Here is a 24580-nt window from a genome sequence, read left to right on the forward strand (position 1 = left end):
GTTGCTCTGTATAAGGAATTTAAGTTGGGGATTGAATATTATGAGAAACATTCCCCCATGATGAATTTTCTATATGCAAAGGTACATCAATTCGAGGAAAGAACAAAGAAAAGGCTTTTTTTTTTCAATTCCTTTGCAATTGTGATATATAAAAAACACCATAGAAAGGAGAACCCTTCCTATGGCGAATATATTTAGTTTCGATAATTATTATTTACCGATGAACTTTACTGCCTTTGTTGAACCGTCTGTGAATGTTACTTTCTTGATAGAAACACCATTTGCAGGCTTAGAGATTTCACGACCAGAGAGGTCGAAATACTTTTCAGAAGCGATTTGCTTAGCTGTTTCAGCTGTTGCTGTTTCAATACCTGCTGGGTCATTTTTCAATGTACACGTTGTGTAGTAAGTAAAGCCATTAAATGCTGTTTCACCGCAATTAAATACGAGGAATTTAGTAATAGCTTTGTATTCCTTAGCTGCAGGGTCATATTGGAATTGAATTTTATCTGTTTCTGTATTTCCATCGTTGCTACCCAATAAGTAAATAAAATAGCCTTCGTGAATACCCATAAATTGTTTTGCATCGAATGTTGCAATATTTGTCTTTTCATCAAATGTACCTTTGATGGCACCATCGTTGAAACCTGCTAAAAGACCTTTGAAATAGATATCGTTACCTTTTTTACCGATAGCCATTTTGTCGTTAAACTCTTTTTTTGCATTTGCAGCTGTTAATGTATATTCATCAAGTTTTATATCTTCTGGAATGGCAACAGGCTTTTTTGTAAACTTGGCATAAGTAGAACCAACTTCACCATAGCCAATAAATATAGCGTTTCCTTTATTTTCGATATAAAGACCTAATATGCTTGACAAATCTTCATTTGTTCCATTCAATGTAATGTTATCGCCTGCAATAGTATAAGTGATATCACCACCCAAAGTATAATTTCCATTATCGTTTTGTAGCATGCCTGCGTATATAGAAATTGGTCCTTCTTTACCATTGAGAACTAAGACTAATTGACCACTTTTTACAGTGATAGTGTTATTTGTTTTTTCACCTTTTACCCATGTTCCTGCGCCTGTAAGAGCAACTGGGTCTTGCACCCATACGGTCTTACCATCTGCTTCGGTTACGATGTTAAGGGCTTGTCCTTCTTGAGGCACGTCTTGGATTTCGTTAGTTTTACTATTTACTACAAAAGCCTTTCCTGAACGAGCATAAGTTGTGAGAGTACCTTTAGGTTGCTCTGTAATAGGGGCATTTTGTGCGTATGCACTAATTCCGAGAATTGCTGTAATAGCAAGGAGTAATAATTTTTTCATAATAAAATTGTTTTAAGTTTTTGTTTAATATCAAGTTATATCACTTGATAAGTTATTGTATGCTGCAAATATAATAAAAAAGAAATAAAAAATAAAATAATTTCAAGCAAAAAAGTTGAAAAAATGAAATTTTGATATTATTGATTGTGATAGAGTTGAGTTAAAATGAATTTGCACATTATATATATAAGAAAAAAGCTTATGGATAGATATGTTTTATGTGGCGATGGAGGGCACAGCATTTTTGAAACCTATTGTTTTTCATGTCAAAAGAGCCTATTTTGAGCTTCAAAATAGGCTCTTTTGAAAAACGGAACAATCGGCATTGAATAATGATGAGGGAAATCTGGTTGAAGATTCGCGTTCTTTGCTCGCCAAAACAACTCCTTTTGTGCATAAAAAAACGCCAAAACTCTCAACGAGCTTCAGCGTTATTTTTGTTTAACCATTTATCTAAATCTATTATGAGAAGAAGCCTCACGGTTTCTTTGTTATCTCTGATATAATCTGTTAAACTTTTACCTTCTAACTAACTAAAAACCTAAATCTATTACTACTAACCTAAACAATCTATTAACCTTTTGATGGTGCAAAAGTAGGCGATTTTTGGAAACTACACAAATATTTTTGGTGGATAATGCTATAAATTTACTATTTCTTGATATATATCAAACCGTAAGAAGAATGTAGGTTGTTTTCGGACACAGCAGGCGTTTCGAAAGTTGTTTTTCCTAAGACTAAAAATGATTTTTAGTTTTTTATGGAGTTATTTCCCTGAAAACTTGTATCTTTGTGAGTCAATTGTAAAATGATGCAAGTACTAATTGTAAATACAAGCGAATTAACAGGCGGGGCAGCAGTTGCAGCAAACCGACTCAAAGATGCTTTGAACAACAACGGTGTAACCGCAAAAATGTTGGTACGCGATAGGCAAACCGACGATAAAGATGTGATAACCATCAAGAAAGGGTGGCGTACGCATTGGAATTTATTATGGGAACGTTGGTGCATATTTTGGCATTTACACTTTAAAAAGAACAATCTTTTTGCTATTGATATAGCCAATGCAGGTACCGATATAACGAAAATGGAGGCTTTTAAGGCGGCTGACGTGATACATCTCTCTTGGGTGAATCAGGGAATGTTGTCTTTGGGGAATATTCGAAAGATATTACGTTCGGGAAAGCCTGTTGTATGGACCATGCACGACCTTTGGCCAGCTTCGTCAATCTGCCATTATGCGCATGGTTGCGATGGTTTTAAGATGGGTTGTGGCAATTGTCCACTATTACCAAAGACGAAGAACGACCTTTCAGCACGCATTTATAAGCGGAAGGAGAATATGTATAAAGGTAAAAACTTATCGTTTGTGGCATGTAGCGAATGGTTGGCAGGACAAGCACGTGAGAGTGGACTCATCACTGACCAATCTATTACAAGCATTCCGAACCCAATCGACTCTTCTTTTTTCTGTCCAAACGACAAAATAGAGGCTAAAAAGCAATTGAATTTACCTACCGATAAACGCATAATTCTGTTTGTTTCACAACGAGTTACCGACAAACGAAAGGGTATGGAATACTTTGTTGAAGCCATAAGCAAACTGTCGGAACAATATCCAGAAATGAAAAATACGACAGAAATAGCTATTTTAGGTGGTCATGCCGAGGAATTGGTAGGGAAATTGGCATTGAAGGTAAATTCATTGGGCTATGTTAATGACCCCCAAAAAATAAGATTAGTATATAGCGCATCTGATGTTTTTGTGCTTCCTTCGTTGGAAGATAATCTGCCAAACACCATAATGGAGGCTTTAGCTTGTGGCATTCCTTGTGTTGGCTTTAGCGTTGGCGGCATTCCAGAGATGATAGAACATACCGTAAATGGATATGTTGCAGCCTCGCAAGACGCAACCGATTTGGCTTCGGGCATACATTGGGTGTTGGAAGAAGCCGACTATCAAAAACTTTCGGGGGCGGCAGTAGAGAAAGTTCAAGCATGTTATTCGCAAAAAAGTGTGGCAGAACGCTATATTGAAGTGTACGAAAAAGCACTTTCTAATACCCATTACGCGCTATGATAACATTCTCAGTAGTAACCATAACTTACAATGCAGCAGCAGTTTTGCAGCCCACTTTAGATAGTGTTCTGTCGCAAACGTTTCCCAACATTGAGCATATCATCGTTGATGGCGCATCGAAAGATAACACTGTCATCATTGCTGAAGCCTACAAAGAACTGTCGGACAATGCTGAAAATGGGCATAAAGTTCATATTAAAAGTGAGCCTGACCGTGGACTTTACGATGCAATGAACAAAGGATTGGTGCGTTCCAAAGGCGATTATGTGGTGTTTCTCAATGCTGGCGACCGCTTTCCAGAGGCTGATACATTGGAAAAAGTAGCATTGACTGCCGAAGTTGGCGACGGAGAAGACCTGCCCGTTGTGATATTTGGCGATACTGATATTGTTGATAGCGAAGGAAAATTCCTTTATCACAGACGTTTACAACTACCAGAATCCCTTACATGGCGTTCTTTTAGTGATGGTATGTTGGTTTGTCATCAAGCATTTTACGCCCGATTGGACATAGCAAGAAAGATTCCTTACGACTTACATTATCGCTATTCGGCTGATGTTGATTGGTGCATAAAGGTGATGAAAGAAGGAGAAAAACAAGGTTTGTTGCTGCGAAATGTTCACGCTGTGGTTGCCCTTTATATGGAAGAAGGGCAAACAACCAAGCATCATCGTGCTTCACTCTGTGAGCGTTTCAACGTAATGTGCCACCATTATGGTGTGTTACCAACGATTGGCAAGCACATTTGGTTTGTTATAAGAAAGTTTTTGAAGAAATAACAGCGTCTTTGGACAGGTTTGAGTAGTCTGAAGACTTCGTCTTTATCTTTATTCTTCTTTCTTCTTATTTTTAATTTGATGGTTTGATATTGCATCACTTACGTTATTGAGTGTTTTCCCAATTCCTTCGCCCAATTTGTTGCCTGCTTCAGAGAGCTTTTTAAAGAATTTTTTACCACCTTTTTCTACATTCTTGGTTATTTTATTGATAGCTTTCGATTCACGTTGCATAAATTCTCCCATGCCTTCACCAATGGTATTCAAACCTTTTTGAATCTTTTTTTCAGATGAATCCTTTCTACAAGTGTCGCATTTTGCACATTTCTTATCAATCACTTTAGGCACTGTTACCTTCTCTTTCACATGTTTTATGGGCTTAGGATAGTCCAGCACAGCATTGGTTTTGCTTTGAGCCTGCAAGTTTGTGCAAAAGCCCAATGCAGAAAATATAAAAAACAAATAACCGATTAATCTTTTTTCCATAACTTTCAATACTTTTGTGGGGTTATTATTCTATTGTCAATGGGTGCAAAGATAATGCAAACCTCTTCAATTTTGAAATTTGCGACCGCACATTTAATAATCTATAACGTCTTTTTACGAACTAACTTTATTCAAAGAAAAGCCCCGAAAGTTTTTCTTTCAGGGCTTTTTATCTATTCTTGTATGGAAGTTCTTACTTTTGTATGAACTTTTTACCATTCTTAATTACTACGCCTTTGTAATCTTTGCCTACTTTCTGACCAGAGAGATTATAGGTTGGTGCGTTTTCATCGTTGATACCCACTGAAACACCATTGATGCTTGCATCAATTGCACCTTCATAATCTTTCCTTTCTATAGTTTTGGGGTCAAAAGACTGAGCAATCCAATTTTTCTTTTTAGCAGCTTCTACTTGTTTTTTTGTTATAACATTATTTTCTGTTGCTCCAACATAGTAGCAAGTAAAATCCCTATACGCATCTAATACAGGGAGCGAATTAATGATATTATCAATTACAGTTCCTGAAAGATTGTTGTTACCGAAATCAAGGTTATTCATCTTTGCTACATTAGCAGGGAGTTTAAGGTCTTTTAATTTGTTAGAGCTGCAATGTAAATCTGCTAATTTGTTATTTTTAGACAAATCAAGGGTTGTTAATTCATTGCCCCAGCAATATAATGTACTTAATTCAGTATTGGTAGACAAATTAGACAAACTATTCAATTTATTTTTTGAACAATCTATAGTCTGGATTTTTGTATTCTTAGATAAATCCAGAGATGTCAATTTGTTATCTTGGCAACGGAGAGTTGTTAGCGTAGTGCAATGTGATAAATCAAGGGCTGTAAGTTCGGCTCCATAACAATTTAAAACGAAAACTTTCCCTTTAATCGTAATGGTTTGATTCTTAACAGTGTATTCATTTGGACTTCCTTCGTCGGCTCCTTCTACTGTCACATTCTCGCCATTGACACTAAAACAAATTTTGTTACCAGCCTTTAAAGCGGTGGTTAATTTGATTACGTTTTCAGCCATGCCTTGTGTGAGTGAAAGGGTCATGAACGCAAGGAGTAAAAATAATTTCTTCATAAAATAAGTTTTAATTGTAAATAGTTTAATTTTTGGTACTATTGAAGTACCGACTCAATTTGTAGATATGTATTATCAAAAATATTGTATTTTCTAATTTTGGCTTGTATCTTTTTAAATCATTCCCTTCATAGCCTGTTCTTCTTGACGAATACGCACGAAGAGTGGAACGAGATATATCGGTAAACCAATGCAGAGTGTGTACCAAGCATGGCAAAGCAAGGCTGTACCGATGAGTTCTGGAATGATGTTTAAGAAATAATTGGGGTGGCGCACATTGCGGAACAAGAAGCTACGGTCAATGCGTTGATTCTTTAAAATATAGAGTTTCACCGTCCAAATATCGCGCAGTTTATAAATAACGTAGAACAAAACAACATAAGCAAAAGCCATAACGCCCACGCCAGCCATAGAAACGTTATCAAACATCGCAGCCGAAGCGTAACATTCATAGATAGCCGCAGCATAATAAGCTATGTGTGCCAAGGTTAATAAAGCAGAATTGCCGTGTCCATACTCCACAGCCCCAAGTCCCTTGATGCGTTTTTCGTTACGAATGGAAAAGAAAAGCGTGGTTAATCGCAAGCAAAAGAATGCCCCAATAATCATAAAAATTTCGTTCATATTTAAATAAGTTGGTTTGTTTATCCTTAAAACTGTTCAAAAATGGCTGCAAAGATAAGAAAAAAAGATTAAGAAAGAACCAACTTTTAAGATATTTTTTAAAACATATTTACTTTACAACGATTTCGTTAAGCCAAACGAAACGTGCGAATGAGCGCAGCAAAATTCGTACACGTTCGTGGCGAGAAATAGAACCTTTCGAGCAATGATACTTTGTAGGGGCGTGATTTATCACGTTCCTCTCAGTAAAATTGGGTGTTAGGAACGTGATAAATCACGCCCCTACAAAGTATCATAACTTGCCAGAAAGCAGCTATTTTGCACTTTTTATTAAGAACAAAAAACTGCGCAAACATTCCTGACTACTTTAAATTTCAAAATAGGCGGTTTTGCCATTCAAAAGTGCCTATTTTGAGGTGCAAAACAGGCTCTTTTATTTTTTTACTTGTCTAACTGACTGAATTTATCGGTCGATAATGCAATCGTTTGCAATCTATTTTCAACGCATTCACTATCGCTGTGAGGTTTTAATGGGAGAAAATTGTATCTTTGCGAAAGGATATAACTTTAGGTTTAACAAACAACTAAAAATTATGAAACGTATTTCTACACTATGTTCCGCCTTTTTGCTTACGCTAACTTTATTTGCGCAAGGCTGGAAAGCTAATTATGGCGGTGTCATGTTACAAGGATTCTATTGGGATTCTTTTCAGGACACAAAATGGACAAATCTTGAATCGCAAGCAAAAGAATTCTCTGGTATCTTCGACCTCGTATGGATTCCACAGAGTGCGCAGGCGCGCAACCTCACTTCTATGGGTTACGACGACTACTATTGGTTCAGTAACTACAATAGTTCGTTCGGTTCTGAAGCTGAACTCATTAGCATGATTAAAACGTTCAAGAACAATGGAATCGGTACGATTGCTGACGTGGTTATAAATCATCGTGCTACGAATACAAATTGGTTCGATTTCCCAACTGAAACCTACAACAACGTAACCTACACGATGACTTCGCGCGATGTAGCAAAGAACGATGATAACTGGGCAGCATCCGCTGAAGCAACAAAGCAAGGTTTACAATTGGGCGACAATGTAGACACTGGCGACGATTGGCCTGGTATGCGTGATTTAGACCATACAAGCCTCAACGTTCAAAACACTGTGAAGGCTTATCTTCACATGTTGAAAGAAAAATTTGGCTACATTGGCTTTCGCTACGATATGGTAAAGGGATATAATGGTTCTTATACCGCCCTTTATAACAACGATGCGAAACCTGAATTTTCGGTTGGCGAGTATTGGGACGGCGACTTCACAAAGGTGAAAAATTGGGTAGAATCAACCAAAAGCAATGGTGTTCCTACTTCTGCGGCTTTCGATTTCCCAATTCGTTACACGGTGCGCGATGCGGTAAACAATGGTAATTGGGCTGCTTTTGACGGAAGTGGCTTCGCAAAAGACCCTGCATGGGCACGCTATGCCGTTACGTTTGTAGAAAATCATGATACCGAAAAGCGTAACAGCAACGCTTATCCAGACCCAATCTACAAAGACACATTGGCTGCCAACGCTTACATCATGGCCATGCCTGGCACTCCATGCGTCTTCTTGAAGCACTATCAAGCCTATAAAAGCGACATTAAAAACATGATTTCAGTGCGCAAACTCATGGGAATTACCAACCAAAGCGCATACGCAAGATATGGTGTCAATGCTTCTGATTACTATGCTTTCACCACAACAGGCAGCAATGGCAAACAAATGCTTACCGTGTTAGGACCAGCAAAGACTTATGTACAGTCGCCACGTTGGGAAAAACTCACAGGCGGTTATCATTGGGCTTACTATGTAGAGAAGAGTAATTCCGATTTGGTTTGGGCAAGTCATGCAAGTGGCAACTATGACGGCGAACAAAAGGTTACCTTAACTTCGGTTACTGACAAGACAAACGCACAAATCGTTTATACCACTGACGGAAGCGACCCTACTGCCAACAGTGCAAAGGCTACCAATGGGCAGCAAATCACTGTTCCAGTCGGCACAATGGTTCTTAAAGTGGGCTTATTGGTCGATGGAGTAGTGAAAAACATCATTACACGCAATTACAACATCATTGATTTCAAACCCTACGATATTAAAGTTTACGTCAATGCAGACGATGCAGATGCACTATGGGACAGCGCAAAGATGACAGCCAATGCACCTACTATCAATTATTGGTTCTGGGGCGGCACCCATGCAACAGCAAAAGGTTCTTGGCCAGGCGATGCAGTAACGACAACCGAAACAGTAAACGGCAAAAAATGGTTTGTAAAATCGTTTGAAATAACAAATACTACCGATGCAGTAAACTTTGTTTTCAGTGTTGGAACAGGTACACCGCAAACAGTTGATATTAAAGATATAAAGGAAACGAGCTTCATAAGTATCTTAGCAGATAAGGAAGATAAAAATTATAAGGTGGATGTGAAGACTATCCCATCAGGAATAGACAATGTAAAGATTGAGCACCCTGCAAACAACGACCCTTATTATTACACGCTTTTTGGACAAAGCATTGCTAAACCAACGCAAGCAGGTATTTACATACACAAAGGAAAGAAGATAATCGTAAAGTAAACTAAATGTTTCTTTGCCTAACAATAAAGGGGGCATAGCTTTCGGCTATGCCCCCTTGTGTTTATATATGAATTTTGTTTATTTCTGAATCTTTTTCTTTCCGCCTTGGATTACTACTCCTTTGTAGTTCTTTCCTACGAGTTGTCCCGATAGATTGTAGATTGGTGCGTTTGCTTCCTTTTCTACCTTTACGTCTGCAATGCCTGAAGCAGCATTGCCTTCATAGTCTATCTATTTTCCTTCTCCGTTTTCCTTTTTCCATGCTTACATTGCTTTTTTGTTAGCATGTTTTTTTAAAAAGCTATTATTGTTCTTGGCAGAATTATTCGCACGTTTCGTTTGGCTTAACGAAATCGTTCTTATAAAAAGTGCGATTTCTCGCCACGAACGTGTACGAATTTCGCTGCGCTCATTCGCACGTTTCGTTTGGCTTAACGAAATCGTTCTCTTTTAGAGTGCAAAATAGCTGCTTTCTGGCAAGTTATGATACTTTGTAAGGGCGTGATTTATCACGTTCCTAATACACTAAAATTTGCGGAGAGGAACGTGATAAATCACGCCCCTACAAAGTATCATTGCTCGAAAGGTTATACTTCTCGTCATGACCATGTTTAAATTTCGCTTTGCTCATTTATATAGTTCGTTTGGCTTAACGAAATTGAGCCTTTTCCGCAGTCTTTATACAACAAAAAAAAGGAACGCCTCGTTGGAAGCGTTCCCTTTGTATTGTGTTGTTGGCAGATTTTATTCTGCTATCAATTCAACTTTTGTGTTACCATCGTATGATGGAGTCAATTTAACAGTGTATGTACCTGCTGTAACATTGATGTTAGCACCATTTTGCGTTGTGAGCTTGTTCAAATCTGTGCCACCCCAACTGATGTCCCATGCAGCGTTAGCGCGGAACTTGATACTGCCAGCTTTCAATACAACGTGTTGAGCCGTCCAAGCACGAGTTGCATTGTCGTAAGTCATTGCAATATCGCCATTCCAACCATTCACAGTAGCGTCGCCAATGATTCCGATAGTCTTGATAGGAGTGAGCTTGTAAGAAAGTGCTCCCAAATCAACTTCTACTTTATAGAATCCGTCTGCTTCAGTCATCATAATGTTTCCTGCTCCACCGTCAGTAGAGAAGTTTTCGCCGTAGTCTTTACCATTTGGTACGCTTGATGCCCAGCCTTTTTGTTCAGAGAACTTAAAGCCCTTGTTGTCCAAATACATGTAACCAGTGTATTTACCATCGAATGCTGGTCCATGGAGTACGTTGATGTCGTTATGTGTCCAACCATTTGCATTGCCAGCCATCCAAAGGTACTCGGTAAAGTTGAGTTTTTCAACCTTATAAGTATAGGTCATCATATTGATAGTGATGCGATATTTACCTGCTTCAGCGAGCTTACCAGCACCAGCACCTTCTGTTGTGAGTTTACCTTCCATACTTGTGTCGCCTTCCTTTGTAGTGCCTAATACACCCGTTTTACCTGTTGCAAGGAGTTCTCCCTTGTAGTTGGTTTCAGTAGTAATCTTCCAAGTTTGGTTAGCGGCAGTAGTTGTTACGAATACAGAGAATACTGGGTCTTCGTAAACGTCCTTGTTGCTGTGTATAAACTTGATAGCACCTTCCTTATTCCAACCTGTCATATCGCCAATGAGGTAATAAGCCTCGTCAATGAATGGTGAATTTGGTGTTACGGTGTACATGATATTGCCTGCGTCAATCAGTATTGCTTGTCCGTCTTTCACTGCGTTTACAACTACGTGAGCGTTGAAACGATGGGCTACAGGACGCTTGCCATAGTATTTAATGAAAGCCTCTTGAATTGCGGCAGTAGCTGCTTTACCGTCAAGTGAAGTTTCGATAATAGTAGGAGTAACCCCATCAAGGTTAATATCGTTAGGAAGAAGTTCCACACGAGCATTCTTCAACTCAAATCCTTCAGGTGCTTCCTTGCTTGAAAGCGTGAACACTGGTACATCAGTACCTACGGTTGCTAAGTCTTGTGCAGGCACTTCCAAAGCTTTAAGACCAGGAATAGTGATAGGACTTTCCTCTTCATAAGCCTGTGGATTTCCCCAAGGCTCATAGCCATCGCTGCAAGCCCCGAAGACGAGGCTTACAATTGCGAGTGTAATATATAATGATATTTTTTTCATAAACTTAAATGTGAGAAGTTGTTATTATTTGATTTCACCAGTTTCAGTTGTGAAGTTCAAGTGAACTTTCTGACCTACTGCACCTGCAACACGAGGAGTTTGGTCGCCACCTGCACCACGGTAAGCAATCTTACCATTGTAAACGATGAATTCAGATTTCCACCAATCTGCATCAAAAACCTTAACACAAATGCGTACACCTGGGTCGCTGTCTTTAGGACCACCCGAAACAGCATGTGAAAGAGCAGGAGAAATAAATTCACCATCAGCAGTTGCTGGAACTTCGAAGAGGTTTTCGTCTACCAAATCCCATTTACCTGAAGCGGTAGCAAGACCTTGGAGATAAACTTTAGGGGCATTGAAGGTTACATTATACTTAACATCGCGACCTTCTACCACGCATTCAACAATCATCAAGTACCAACCTGGTTTTGAAGAGGCAATGTTACCATTTGCATTGATAATATCAGCACCCTTTTCACTGGCAGGATTAATCTTGATTTGGTCGTAGCCTGCGGCAGCATTGTTGCTCCATGTCTTCTCAGTATTGAATTTAATACCAGCATCATTGCCTTGACCACCAATGTAAACAAGATGCCAGAATGTATTTGGAGCGCTGTGTAAAGGTATCATTTGCAACGCTGTATCCCATGACCATTTGTTGAAATTACCCGTAATGTAGAGGTTCTTAGGAAGTTCTACGGGTGGGAGCGTATACAAAAGGTGAACTTTGTTCAAAGTAATGATGTTGGAAGTAATCTGAGTTCCTTCAATCATTCTACTATCGGCAGTGGTTTGAACTGCTACAAGACGAATATAAACAGGAACATCAAGAGGAAATTGTTTCTCATCATAGCCTTGCTTAACAAATAATTCGGTAAGTACATTTGCCAATTCCGCTGCGTCTACGTCCATCTTTGCAGTTGTAAAGGTGGTAGACATCGCCTTCTCGTCAGACATGTCTGCCTTGGTACCCACCATAACAGTGTACTTTGTTACGGCTGGGAAACCATAGTTAGGCTGTGTACAAGTAAGCTGAACGCTTTTAGAATTAGCCAAATCATAAACACCATTAGCGGCAAGCGCAGGTGTATTCAAGTGAAACGTTGTTGGTGTCGTTATCACTGGGTTCTCAGAATTGTCATCGCTGCAAGCTGTAAACAAGGTTACAGAAAAGAGAAGCAGCAAGGCAAATTTAAATATCTTTGTCATAATAGTTATGTTTTAACGTTGTTGAAGGCGAGGGGATAAGTCCCCTCAACCTTTAAAATCTTAATAACCAGGGTTCTGAGTTAAGTTTTGGTTCACTGTCAAGTCGCTGGTTGGAATAGCAAATACGTTGCGTGTCTTTGCAAAGTTACGACCATTAGGGTCGCCACCTTTCCATGCCCAGTTGTAATTTACATTACCACCAAACTTATTGAAACGAATCAAATCAACACGACGACGACCTTCGAAGTAGAATTCTTTACTCCATTCATTCAAAATATCGTCGAGTGTGTAGGCACCATTGGTTCTTGCTTTTGCGTGAGCGCGGAGGTGCAATTGATTAATATAATCAGTACCTTCAGCAGTTGTTTGGTTTCCATTCAAACGCGCAGTTGCTTCTGCGTATGTAAGATAAGCTTCAGCAGCACGGAACAAAAAGAAATCAGTATCAGCAAAACGGAGGTCGTGAGCAGAAGAGTTGTCAGAGTGGAAGTTATTGAACTTCACTACTGCGTAACCCTTAGTGAATACAGAAATATCCTTAGACTCTGGAGCGCTAACCTCTCTGCCAACACCATCGAACAAAGCACGGTCGTCGCCAGCCTCAGCAGGCATCGCAGCACCTGTTACTTGTGGAGCACTTACAGGGAAGAACTTATCAATGAGGTTCTTGCGAGCGCGAACACCAGCCCAGTTTGCATTGTCGTAAAGATTGCCGCCTATCTTGCCATTCTTGTTTACGCTTGCTGTTTTATCGTAGCAAGCATTGATTAAGAATACTGATGTGCCATAAGAAGCAGTTGTCTTTCCGTCTTGGAGAATAGGGAAGATAGCTTCTACAGAAGAGCCATTTTCACCATTATCGCCCATAAAGAGTTGTTGGTAAGCAGTCCAACCATTCTTTGTTTCACCTTTATAAAGTTTGTAAGGTGAATCAATAACTTTCTTAGCATAATCAGCTGCCTTTTGCCATTGTGGAGTGCCAGTGTAAACTTCGGCATTCAAGTAAAGGCGAGAGAGCAACAACCATGCAGCAGCCTTATCTACACGACCATAATTAGGGTCGGCTGATGTCTTAGCTTTTGCTGGCATGAGGTCTGGTTCAATTGCCAAAAGTTCTTTTTCAATGTAATCGTAAATTTGTTTGCGAGAATATTGAGGAGCAGCTTGAGCCGAAACAGCTTCTGTAAATGGAATATTTCCAAAAGCGTCCATTAGATAATAGTAGTCCAAAGCACGAATGAAGCGCACTTCTGCTGACTTTTGTTTATCCAAATCGCCAAAGTTAGTAAGATATTGGTTACAAATGGTTACACCAAAATACAAGCGATAGTAGAATCCTTTCAACATTGGGTGAGAAGCACCGTAGTTGTTGAAGTTGAATTCTGTAATACCTTCGTCCTGTGTCCAATTGCAAATCGCCTCGTCAGTAGTAAGGTCGTTTGAGTTAAACAATTGGCGTACGAAACCTGTTGTACCTCCATCGAGTCCGTCAATATCGCAATCGCCGTCAGGACCACCATTACCTGCCAAGCCAAAGTTTGCATAACATTTGTTAAGCAAGTGGTCTGGGTTGATTTCCGTCTGCAAGTTAGGGTCGATAGGAGTTACATCTAAGTCGCCAACGCAAGACGTTACGCTCATGGTAAGCAGCAATGCCGCTACGGGAGCTATTCTTTTAATATATTTGTTCATGTTAATTGTCAAATTAGAGTTAGAAATTCAAGTTCAAACCAAAGATAAATGACATTGGGCGAGGGTAGGGATTGTTGTCAATACCATAGGATTTGTTAAAACTATTATATACTTCTGGGTCAATGCCTTTATATTTAGTAAGTGTAAGCAAGTTAGATGCTGAACCATAGAGGCGACCACTAAGTCCGTGCCAACCATTTGTCTTGAAAAGGTCTGTAAAACTGTAGCCCAAAGTTACGTTATCCAATTTCAAGAAAGATGCGTTTTGCACCCAACGGTCAGAAAGAATTGCTGTGGTATGACCTGTTTGCCAATTGTCTTCAACAGAAGCTACAGGACGATTTGAAAGGAATCCTGACGAAGCCCATATACCTGAGCGAGAAACATTGCTTTGTCCTGCCATCATATCGTTGAAAACATAGTTGCCAATGTTTGCACGGAGAGCGAAACCGAAGTCCCAATTCTTATATTCTACACGAGATGACAATCCCATTATTACAGGAGCCATAGGACTCTTATAGAAGTATTTGTCGGCTTCTGTGATTTTTCCGTCTGCATTTCTATCTACAACAGCGCCTTCAATAGGCTTGCCATTTTTGTCGTAAATCTGTTGGTAAACATAGAATGAAGATGCTGGGTGACCAACAGCGTGTGCTTGAGCGTTACCACCTATACCTGCTGAGATACCACCAGTAGGAATGAAGTAATTAGAGTTGCTATTTCCTGTAAGGTCGGTAATTTCATTTTGGTTGTAAGTGAAGTTATAATCGAGTACCCATGTCCAGTCTTTTGTTTCAATAGCTCTCCAATGTAATGCAACTTCAACACCTGTATTCTTCAAAGAACCGATATTAGAAGAAACTTGATTACGGAAGTTAGAACCAGCTGGTACATAAACAGTATTCAAAAGGTCGGTTGTCTTGCGGTAATACCAATCCAAGCTACCTGTAAGGCGTTGGTTGAAGATACCCCAATCCAATCCTATGTTATATGTGGTAGTGGTTTCCCAAGTTAAATCCTTATTAACGGCTTGTGGACGTACAATTGTACCATCGCCAAGGATAGGATAGAAGCCATTTGTACCGCTACCAGTTTGGTAAATATCGAAGTAATTATAGTCGCCAATACCTTCTTGCTGACCTGTCATACCCCAACCTAAGCGAAGTTTCAAGTCGCTCAACCACTTAATATCGCGGAATTTATTTTCGTCTTTCACCTTCCATGCAAATGCAAATGAAGGGAATGTAGCCCAGTGTTGCTCGAAACGTGAAGTACCATCAACACGCACAGTTGCTGTGAGGTAGTAACGATCCATTAAACTCCAGTTAGCACGGCTGAAGAAAGATACCAAATAGTTTTCAGTGAGGTAACGATAATCATCTTTTATACCGTCTTTGTTGTAATCCTTGCCACCATCTTTGTAGATTTGACCAGCCTTAACGTTTGTAGAAGGATAGTATTGGAACGAGCGACTTGTTTCTTTTCTCCAGAAATGTTGCCATTCGTAACCTGCCATGATGTCGAAATGATTGTTGTATTTATCCTTGAAATCATGGAAATACTGAGCGTACGAGTTGAACAAAAGGTTACGCTTCAATTGCTTGCTCCAACCATCGTAACCATAATATGATGCCAATGGAGAAGTTGGTTCAATGTGTGTATTTTGTTTACCTTCTGCAATGTCAGCACCAGCAGTTACATGCAAGCGTAAATCTTCAAATCCGTGAACCTTGTAATCTACTTCGCCATTAAGAATAATATCACGACTGTGTGAACGGTCGTTCTTCAAATTCAAGATAGCCATTGGGTTTTTGGTTGCCAATGAGTTGAATGTTGAAGGCCAAGTAGGGTCGTCTGCTGGATTTAAACCATTTCCACGCCATGTGTGATAGAAGCCAAAGTTAGCTGCATCAGGCGACTCTCTGTCGTAAATACTTTGTGTTGGGTCGTATGAAACGGCTGCGCCAATAGCTGCGCCATCGGCAAAACGGTTCTTCCCATACATTCCTTTTGCATTTAAATTGAAGGTCAAGTGCTTGTCAAACAATGAAGGACTCAAATTCAAAGCAGCTGTATAACGTTCAAATTGTGAAGTTCTGAGAATACCTTGGTTGTTTGTATAACCACCAGAGATGCGGTAAGGAACAGAAAAAGCATCGTTTCCGAAAGAGCCTGTGAGTGTCAAATTGTGGTCTTGACCCCATGCTGTGCGGTAAATTTCGTTTTGCCAATCAGTGTTAGCTTTACCCAATGCAGCAACCTGTGGGCTACCTTCGCCAAATAATTCAGTAACAAACTTGCGATATTGGTCGCCATTCATTACATCGATAGTTTTCTTTTTCATACTTGCTGTTACACTTCCTGCGTATGAAATAGAGAGAGGTTGGTTGGCACGACCTTTCTTTGTGGTGATGATGATAACACCATTAGAACCGCGTGAACCGTAAATAGCTGTTGCAGAAGCGTCTTTTAAGACGTTAAAGCTTTCAATATCCTGTGGATTGACCATAGAGAGTGGGTTTGCCATACCCTTTACGCCTGTATTATCCATTGGAACTCCGTCAATCACGATAAGCGGATTGTTAGAAGCATTCAATGAAGAACCACCACGAATACGGATTTGTGCGCCACCACCAGGGGTACCGCCTTCGCTCGTAACGTTCACACCAGCCATTTTACCTTGCATCATGTCTTGTGCGTTTACTACTAAACCTTTGTTTTTACCATCTGGTTTCATAGCGAGCACCGAACCTGTAAGGTCGCTTTTCTTTACTGCACCGTAACCGATGACAACAACTTCTTGCATCTGCATTGCACCATCTGGTTGTAATGTAACAACCATTCCGTTAGCAGCGCTTACTACTTGCTTAACATATCCGATATAAGAAATGGTAAGCGAAGTGCCTGGTTTTACATTGAGTTCAAAGTTACCATCGAGGTCAGTCTGTACGCCATTGGAAGTTCCTGTAATGAGAACTGACGCACTAATAACTGGCTCACCCGTAGCATCTTTTACAAGACCTTTGATAGTCGACTGTGCAAAGGCACCAATAGACAGGATAAGACCTAACATAAGTGTCATTAGCCTGACGGGGAATTTTCTTTTTACCTGCTTCATCTTTTTATTGATAAGTTATTAATATTGTGTAAATTGTTCTGCTTTAAAAATATTGGTTAATAGTCTTTTATAGACTAATTGATGCAAAGTTAGGCCTAATATTTTATAAAGTCAATTTTTATATGCTTAAAACGTTAATTAACAGATGCAATCGTTTGCATCAATAAAGATGAAAGAAAATCTTGACATGAGTCAATGTTAATGTAAAATTGTGTATTTTTGCATAACTAACATAAAAACAAGAATAAAAAACCAATTGAAATATGAAAGATGGAGGAAATGTAACGATGAAAGATATAGCCCGCGAACTTGGTGTTTCGGTGGCTACTGTTTCTCGTGCTTTAAAGGATAGTCCTCGCATTTCGGCAGAAAAGAGGGACGAGATAAAGCGTTATGCTCGGGAACACAACTTTACTCCCAACATCATTGCAGAGGCTTTGCGCAAAAGTAAAGTGCAACCATTGAAAATTATTGGTGTCATTGTTCCAAAATTTTCACACTTTTATTTTTCTTCCGTTCTTGCTGGCATCGAAGAAGAAGCCTCTGCTCGTGGTTATCGGATTATGGTTGCACAGAGTGATGAACGCTATGAGCGAGAAGTTGAAATATGTAAATCGTTTTATGAGAATAAAGTTTGTGGCATCATTGTGTCGCAAGCAAAGAATACGGTTAAGTATTCTCACTTTCAATTCCTTATTGAACAGCATGTTCCTTTAGTTTTTTACGACCGTGTTAGTATGGGTGTGAATGCAAGCCGTGTTGTTATTGACGACTATATGGGTGCGCTTGGAGCAGTTACTCACCTTATTAAAACAGGTTGTAGACGCATTGCTTACTACGGATTGTCGCTTAATTTGGAAATTGGCAAGAATCGTTATAATGGCTATCGTGATGCTTTGTTGAAACATGGGCTACAACCTGATGACCAACTCATTCGTATGTGTGATAATAGAGCTGATGCTGAGGCGATTACACCAGAATTAATGGACTTGCCCAATCCACCTGATGCATTTTTTGCAGTAAACGATGACACTGCTATCGGAATACTTTATTCGTGCAAAGGTATGGGATTGCGTGTGCCAGAGGATATTTCTATTTGTGGATTTACCAATGGTGAACGTGCCATAGCCTGCGACCCAATGCTGACAACCGTTGAACAACGTGGCATAAGAGTGGGCGAAGAGGCGGCTAATATCCTTATGGATAAGGTAGAAGGTGCATTGCCTATCGATTCTATTGAGAAACGTGTGGTAAGAACAAGGTTAATTGTGCGTGGTACAACACGTTGATAACAAGATGTTTAGGAATAATAAAAACTCAAATAAAAAGATTTGGATATGAATAGTGAACTAAAAACCCGCCCCGACAAAAGCTTTTGGCAACTATGGAACCTAAGTTTCGGTTTCTTTGGGGTACAAATTGCTTACGCTTTGCAGAGTGCAAACATTTCTCGTATATTCGGAACGCTCGGCGCCGACCCTCATAGCTTAAGCTATTTTTGGATTTTGCCCCCATTAATGGGTATCATTGTGCAACCGATTGTCGGTACTTTGTCTGATAAAACATGGACTCGTTTCGGGCGTCGCATACCTTATTTATTTATAGGAGCAGCTGTGGCAGTACTTGTGATGTGTCTTTTGCCCAATGCAGGTTCGTTCGGAATGGCTGTTTCTACGGCTATGGTCTTCGGTTTAATCTCCTTAATGTTCCTTGATACGAGCATCAATATGGCTATGCAACCTTTCAAAATGTTGGTGGGCGATGAGGTGAACGAGAAGCAAAAGGCTTTGGCTTATTCTATTCAAAGTTTTCTTTGTAATGCTGGTTCCTTAGCGGGCTATGTATTTCCATTCTTCTTTACCGCCATTGGAATTGCCAACGAAGCCCCAAAAGGCGTCATTCCCGATTCGGTTATCTATTCGTTCTATATTGGCGCAGCCATTCTTATTCTCTGCGTACTCTACACAACGGCGAAAGTAAAGGAAATGCCTCCGAAGGAATATGCTGAATATCATAACTTAACGGAAACCGACAACGAGTCGAAAGCCAATTGGATTGACTTGTTGAAAGGTGCGCCAGCTACTTTCTGGAAAGTGGGTTTAGTTCAATTTTTCTCTTGGTTTGCTTTCATGTACATGTGGACTTATACCAACGGAACTGTGGCTGCCAACTGCTGGAATGTGGATATGAGTGCCCATAATGCTACTTCAACGCTCGGCTATCAAGAGGCTGGCAACTGGGTAGGCATTCTTTTTGCCGTTCAAGCTATCGGGTCTGTTCTATGGGCTATGATACTTCCACAATTCAAGAACCGCAAATTGGCTTATAGTCTTTCGCTTATTTTGGGTGCCATTGGTTTTGCCATGACCGTGTTTGTTCACAACCAATATGTAATGTTCATTCCATTCTTGCTCATCGGTTGCGCTTGGGCAGCCATGTTAGCCATGCCATTCACCTTTGTAACCAATGCGCTCGAAGGTTATGGTCATATGGGGGCTTATCTTGGTTTGTTCAATGGTACGATTTGCATACCACAAATTATTGCCGCAGCCTTGGGTGGTGTCATTTTGAGCCTCGTTGGTTCTGTGCAAAGCCACATGATGTTTGTTGCAGGCATAGCCCTTGTCTTGGGTGCGCTGTCTGTTTCAATCATTAAAGATGTAGACAGACAATAAACATTATTAATGAAAGTGTAGAAACGATATCAAACAGACATCTAATAACGATGATTTGTTCGAATAAAATAGTATTCTGATTTATAAGAATGATAAAAAAGAGACATACAACAATGAAAAAACAAATTTTATTACTCTTGATGACTGTGCTATTCGCATTGAATGCCAATGCACAGTTAGCCAAGGTTTATGACGAAAAGATAGACCCGATGACTCAGATTGACTGCGCTGTGGCAAAAGCCAAGCAAACCAACAAGTATGTTGTTTGTCAAGTAGGCGGCAATTGGTGTCCATGGTGTCTTCGTTTTGCTGACTTTATCAAGAAAGATACAGCCATTGCGAAGATTATAGACGACAATTTTGTGTATATTCACGTCAATTATGACCCACGTAACAAAGCGGTTTCGCCAGAAAAACTGTTGCGCCGTTTGGGCAATCCACAACGTTTTGGTTTCCCTGTAATGGTGGTACTCGATGGAAATGGTAAGGTTATACACATTCAAGATAGTGGCTATCTTGAAGAAGGCAAAGGTTACGACACAAAAAGAGTGCTTAAATTCTTCACCTCGTGGACTCCAAAAGCCGTAGCAGGTGCGCCAAATTCTAAATAAGAAAGGGATAAAATTCAAAACCTATTGTTTTGCGATGCAAAAGAGCCTATTTTGAACTCCAAAATAGGCTCTTTTGATTTTAAAACAACAATGTGGCAGATAAGGCAATGGCACTTTTCTGATAAATCTTTGGTGGTTTTGAATCTTTTATTTAATTTTGTACCAACGGAAACGATATAGCTTACGCTTTCGTCAGGCAATAACGAATTATGAGTTCACAAGGAAACAAAAAACCAACCTACACAAAGCCTGTTGCAGTTTGTGCAATTGTGCTTTTCGGAGGCTCAATTTTGCTATCAATTTTGATGGCAACAAGAGATATGGCGCCCCCTCGTAAATACGAAGTAGATATGTCGGGAGCGGTAATTGGTATTGATACGACTTCGAAAATACCTGTGCTGACAAAAGAAGAAGCTAAAGATGTTGAAGTGAAAGAAAACAAAAAGGTGGACTATGTTGAAACGGAAACAGAAAAAATCAACATAGAAAATGTACCCGAACCAGAGCCTATCGTTGTGCCAAGTACACCGCCACCAACACCAAAAGAGGAGGCGCAACCTAACACAACAACCACCCCTGACGTGAAAACACCTAAGATAGAACCCATAGAATAAATGCTTAAACTCACTTAAAATACTATAAAGCTTTTTTACTTTTATCGTTTTCTTGCGTCATAATCATATCTTTGCATAAATATAGCCAAGTCTGACCTGACAGATTCGTCCGCCTTGTCCGACAAAAGCAAACCTAAAAATAAAAATCAAGAACAATAAGTATAACCCAAAAAATCAATTGATATGAAAAAGAATCTTTTAATTGTAGCCTTACTTACAGGTGCATTCCTTATTTCAGGTTGTGCCAGCAAGAAAGATTTAGAGAATTGTCAAAGCGACAACCGCCGTTTGAATAGCGAATACCAAAATGCTAAAGAAACAATCGCTGCAAACAATGCACGCATTAAGAGCCTTGAAGACCAATTGGCACAAGCCAAAGCAAGCGCACAAGCATTGCAAGGCAGTTTGGATAAGAGTTTATCAAACACAAATTCAACCAATATCAACATCTCAAAGTTGGTAGACCAAATCAACGAAAGCAATCAATACATTCGCCACTTGGTAGAGGTAAAGAGCAAGAGCGACTCGCTCAACTTGGTTCTCTCTAATAATTTGACTCGTAGCCTTAGCAAAGAAGAACTCAAAGAGGTTGATGTTCAAGTGTTGAAGGGCGTGGTTTACATCTCGTTAGCCGACAATATGCTTTACAAGAGTGGCTCATACGAAATCAGCGACCGTGCAGAAGAAACATTGAGCAAGATTGCTAAAATCATTACAGACTACAGCGATTACGATGTTCTCATTGAAGGTAACACCGACAACGTGCCTGTTAATGCACAAAGCGAACGCATGAAGAACATTAGAAACAATTGGGACCTCTCTTGTTTGCGTGCTTCTTCAGTGGTACAATACTTGCAAACTCGTTTCGGTGTAGACCCTAAGCGTTTGACAGCTGGTGGTCGTGGCGAATACAATCCGCTTGCTACCAACGACACAGAACTTGGAAAGCAACGCAATCGCCGTACACAAATTATCATTACTCCTAAGCTCGACCAATTCATGGAGCTTATTGGTAAAGCACCAGAAACCGAAGATGCAAAATAAAGCATAGCAAAATAGTTAAAACATAGATAAAAGTGAACCTCCAATCGCAATAAAAAGCGGTTGGAGGTTACTTTTTGCGCCCACTTAAACGATTGTAACCAAATCGTAATATAGCTGTAATTTGCTTGTAATATAGTCGTAATACCTTTGCAAGCACTAAAAATTAATTCGTAAAATGGAAATAATGTATCTTTGTATCGTTGTCTTTCTGCTTTGCTTAGCCGTCTTCGATTTGTTTGTAGGCGTAAGTAACGATGCGGTAAACTTTTTGCAATCAGCAGTTGGAGCGCGTGTAGCTAACTATAAAACTATAGTTATTATCGCTTCAGTAGGAGTTATTTTGGGGGCAGTAATGTCGTCTGGAATGATGGACGTAGCCCGTCATGGCATCATGACTCCGAGTCAATATTCTTTTGAAGAGGTGATAACAATCTTCCTTGCAGTAATGGTTACTGACGTAATTATCCTTGATATATTCAATACGCTGGGCATGCCGACGAGTACAACCGTATCTTTGGTCTTCGAACTTTTGGGTGGAACATTTGTGATAGCGTGTGTAAAACTGTTGCATGATGACAATGCAACGTTCTCAAACCTGATGAATACCGAGCAAGCCTTGAAGGTTATTATTGCCATTTTCGTATCGGTGGCGATTGCTTTTGTCTTCGGTGTCATTGTGATGTGGCTTTCTCGCATCATTTTTACCTTTAATTATAAGCTGCATTCTCGCTACTCTATTGCCCTGTTTGGGGGCATTGCCTTTACGGCTTTATCCTATTTTATCTTTATGAAAGGATTGGGAAAAAGTCCGTATCTGCCTGATAATATTCGTGAATTTATCGATGTCAATATAAAAAGTTTACTATTCGGAACATTCATCGTTTCCACTTTGGTTATGGAAGTGCTTTATTTGTTGCGTGTAAACATTTTCAAATTTGTTGTTCTCATGGGTACTTTTGCGCTTGCAATGGCCTTTGCTGGCAATGATTTAGTAAACTTTATTGGTGTGCCATTGGCAGGTTTAGATACTTATAAAGACTTTGCTACCAACGGAAATGGTGTTGCTGCTTCGGGATTTATGATGACTTCATTAATGGAAAGTGCCTCTACTACGCCAATTTGGCTATTGAGTGCAGGTATCATTATGATTATTGCCATGGCAACATCGAAGAAAGCGCAGAACGTTATCAAGACAAGTGTCGATTTAAGTCGGCAAGATGAAGGCGACGAAATGTTTGGTAGTTCACGTGCAGCACGTGCCATTGTTCGTCTATCTCAAACAACTAATAGTTCGTTGTCGGGGCTTATTCCAGCTCGAATAGTCAATTGGATAGATTCACGCTTTAAAGAAAAAGCCCAAGATGCTCCTACTGATGTCGCTTTCGATGTGGTTCGTGCAGCAGTTAATTTAGTTCTTGCTTCCATGTTGATAACCATTGGTACTAATTTGAAGTTGCCTTTATCTACTACTTACGTTACGTTCATGGTGGCAATGGGTTCGAGTTTAGCCGATAGAGCATGGGGAAGAGAGAGCGCAGTGTTCCGTGTTACAGGTGTTTTGTCGGTCATTGGTGGTTGGTTTATTACTGCTGGTGCTGCTTTTCTCCTCTCTGGTGTTGTTTGTTTAATCATGTTTTATGGTGGCATTTTGGCACAAATGGGTTTCATGGCATTGGTTGTTTTCCTATTAATTGACTCCAATCGTAAGTATAAAAAGAAGATGTTGGCAGAGGGGAGCGACTCTACTTTCCGCTTAATGATGCGTACTCGAGACCCAGAGTTGGTTTGGGATATGTTGCAACGACAAGTATCACGCACACAATCGTTTGTTTGCCACTTTTCTTTAGAGCAGTTCAACGTGATTGTTGATAGCTTTGCCGATGAGAATTTGCGATCTTTGAAGAAGAGTGCAAAGGAATTACAAATGGAGGCACGTATATTGAAGAAATTTAGTAAGCAAGAAGTGATAGCGTTGAAGCATTGTCCCGTTGATACAGCGATTGAAAGAAACACTTGGTTACACGTTGGAGCGAATAGCAACAAGCAATTTATTTATTGTTTGGGACGTATGTTGGAACCCATATTAGAGCATATTAGCAATGGTTTCAACCCACTTCCTCATGAATTATTAGAAGAGTTCCGCCCTGTTCAAGGTCAAGTTAATGAGTTGATGAAACGTTCTGAAGCATTGATTTCTACTGGTCGCTACGATACTTATCGTGATGTGCTGTCCGATGCTGCCCAATTAAAAGGAACGCTTTCGGTGATGCGTAAGCGTCATATCGACCGTATGCAGCGTGCGCATGGTAATGCTGATTTTCAAGTGTCGGTAGTTTACCTTAATTTATTGCAAGAAACACAACAATTCTTGAGCAATATGCGTCATCAATTGCGTGCTGCCAAGAAGTTTACGGTGCAGTAATCTTTCTTACAATGGGGTAAATA

General features: G+C 39.9%; 18 protein-coding genes. 10 read left to right on the plus strand and 8 right to left on the minus strand.

Annotated elements, in window-relative coordinates; all coding sequences use genetic code 11:
- Positions 1 to 210: 210 nt before the first annotated feature.
- A complete protein-coding gene (locus DYI03_RS01815) occupies positions 211 to 1332 on the minus strand; it encodes a hypothetical protein (protein ID WP_021669698.1) in 1122 nt (373 codons plus the stop codon).
- A gap of 811 nt (positions 1333 to 2143) precedes the next feature.
- Between DYI03_RS01815 and DYI03_RS01820 the strand changes: the two genes are divergently transcribed.
- Both DYI03_RS01820 and DYI03_RS01825 read left to right on the plus strand, forming a co-directional pair.
- On the plus strand, positions 2144 to 3412 hold the full coding sequence (locus DYI03_RS01820; protein ID WP_036870385.1) for a glycosyltransferase family 4 protein: 1269 nt from the start codon (positions 2144 to 2146) through the stop codon (positions 3410 to 3412).
- Positions 3409 to 4191 (plus strand): glycosyltransferase family 2 protein, encoded by a 783-nt coding sequence (locus DYI03_RS01825; RefSeq protein ID WP_021669695.1) that lies wholly within the window; start codon positions 3409 to 3411, stop codon positions 4189 to 4191. The genes DYI03_RS01820 and DYI03_RS01825 overlap by 4 nt, the downstream gene beginning before the upstream one ends.
- A gap of 48 nt (positions 4192 to 4239) precedes the next feature.
- Here DYI03_RS01825 and DYI03_RS01830 read toward each other — a convergent pair whose 3' ends face one another.
- From DYI03_RS01830 to DYI03_RS01840, 3 genes are all read right to left on the minus strand, one after another.
- Positions 4240 to 4674, minus strand: coding sequence for a hypothetical protein (locus DYI03_RS01830; protein WP_004356581.1), 435 nt, complete (start codon positions 4672 to 4674; stop codon positions 4240 to 4242).
- A 193-nt stretch (positions 4675 to 4867) separates the two neighbouring features.
- Positions 4868 to 5764: a leucine-rich repeat domain-containing protein gene (locus DYI03_RS01835; RefSeq protein WP_021669694.1), complete on the minus strand. Its 897-nt coding sequence runs from the start codon at positions 5762 to 5764 to the stop codon at positions 4868 to 4870.
- A gap of 114 nt (positions 5765 to 5878) precedes the next feature.
- Positions 5879 to 6388: an isoprenylcysteine carboxylmethyltransferase family protein gene (locus DYI03_RS01840; protein WP_021669693.1), complete on the minus strand. Its 510-nt coding sequence runs from the start codon at positions 6386 to 6388 to the stop codon at positions 5879 to 5881.
- A gap of 593 nt (positions 6389 to 6981) precedes the next feature.
- On the opposite strand from DYI03_RS01840, the gene DYI03_RS01845 reads away from it, so the two are divergent.
- Entirely contained in the window at positions 6982 to 9012 is a 2031-nt protein-coding gene (locus tag DYI03_RS01845; protein ID WP_025064578.1) for an alpha-amylase family glycosyl hydrolase, read from the plus strand.
- A gap of 313 nt (positions 9013 to 9325) precedes the next feature.
- A complete protein-coding gene (locus tag DYI03_RS13375) occupies positions 9326 to 9466 on the plus strand; it encodes a hypothetical protein (RefSeq protein ID WP_157755955.1) in 141 nt (46 codons plus the stop codon).
- Positions 9467 to 9756: 290 nt separating this feature from the next.
- Here the strand turns inward: DYI03_RS13375 and DYI03_RS01850 are convergent, their stop codons facing one another.
- Genes DYI03_RS01850 through DYI03_RS01865 form a run of 4 tightly spaced genes read right to left on the minus strand, consistent with a single transcriptional unit; the run spans position 9757 to position 17191 of the window.
- The gene (locus DYI03_RS01850) at positions 9757 to 11169 is read right to left on the minus strand and encodes an Outer membrane protein SusF domain-containing protein (protein ID WP_021670287.1); all 1413 of its coding nucleotides are present in this window, start codon (positions 11167 to 11169) and stop codon (positions 9757 to 9759) included.
- Between the two features lie 24 nt (positions 11170 to 11193).
- On the minus strand, positions 11194 to 12381 hold the full coding sequence (locus DYI03_RS01855; protein WP_004356557.1) for a SusF/SusE family outer membrane protein: 1188 nt from the start codon (positions 12379 to 12381) through the stop codon (positions 11194 to 11196).
- 60 nt (positions 12382 to 12441) lie between these two features.
- Positions 12442 to 14073 carry a RagB/SusD family nutrient uptake outer membrane protein gene (locus DYI03_RS01860; protein WP_021670288.1) on the minus strand — a complete coding sequence of 544 codons (1632 nt, stop codon included), beginning with the start codon at positions 14071 to 14073 and terminating at the stop codon, positions 12442 to 12444.
- Between the two features lie 19 nt (positions 14074 to 14092).
- The gene (locus tag DYI03_RS01865) at positions 14093 to 17191 is read right to left on the minus strand and encodes a SusC/RagA family TonB-linked outer membrane protein (RefSeq protein ID WP_021670289.1); all 3099 of its coding nucleotides are present in this window, start codon (positions 17189 to 17191) and stop codon (positions 14093 to 14095) included.
- Between the two features lie 263 nt (positions 17192 to 17454).
- Here DYI03_RS01865 and DYI03_RS01870 point away from each other — a divergent pair, with 263 nt between their 5' ends.
- The 6 genes from DYI03_RS01870 to DYI03_RS01900 all read left to right on the plus strand — a co-directional run bounded on the left by DYI03_RS01870 (position 17455) and on the right by DYI03_RS01900 (position 24557).
- The gene (locus tag DYI03_RS01870; RefSeq protein ID WP_021670290.1) at positions 17455 to 18480 is read left to right on the plus strand and encodes a LacI family DNA-binding transcriptional regulator; all 1026 of its coding nucleotides are present in this window, start codon (positions 17455 to 17457) and stop codon (positions 18478 to 18480) included.
- A 48-nt stretch (positions 18481 to 18528) separates the two neighbouring features.
- The gene (locus tag DYI03_RS01875; RefSeq protein ID WP_021670291.1) at positions 18529 to 19866 is read left to right on the plus strand and encodes an SLC45 family MFS transporter; all 1338 of its coding nucleotides are present in this window, start codon (positions 18529 to 18531) and stop codon (positions 19864 to 19866) included.
- A 113-nt stretch (positions 19867 to 19979) separates the two neighbouring features.
- The gene (locus DYI03_RS01880) at positions 19980 to 20477 is read left to right on the plus strand and encodes a thioredoxin family protein (RefSeq protein WP_025064514.1); all 498 of its coding nucleotides are present in this window, start codon (positions 19980 to 19982) and stop codon (positions 20475 to 20477) included.
- A gap of 209 nt (positions 20478 to 20686) precedes the next feature.
- Positions 20687 to 21091, plus strand: a complete 405-nt coding sequence (locus tag DYI03_RS01890) for a hypothetical protein (RefSeq protein ID WP_004356544.1) — start codon at positions 20687 to 20689, stop codon at positions 21089 to 21091.
- Between the two features lie 183 nt (positions 21092 to 21274).
- Complete coding sequence (locus tag DYI03_RS01895; protein WP_004356564.1) at positions 21275 to 22135, plus strand: OmpA family protein; 861 nt, start codon at positions 21275 to 21277, stop codon at positions 22133 to 22135.
- A 175-nt stretch (positions 22136 to 22310) separates the two neighbouring features.
- Positions 22311 to 24557 carry an inorganic phosphate transporter gene (locus DYI03_RS01900; RefSeq protein ID WP_021670294.1) on the plus strand — a complete coding sequence of 749 codons (2247 nt, stop codon included), beginning with the start codon at positions 22311 to 22313 and terminating at the stop codon, positions 24555 to 24557.
- Positions 24558 to 24580: the final 23 nt, after the last annotated feature.

The sequence above is a fragment of the Prevotella disiens genome (genome assembly GCF_900454955.1).
Classification (GTDB): Bacteria; Bacteroidota; Bacteroidia; order Bacteroidales; family Bacteroidaceae; genus Prevotella; species Prevotella disiens.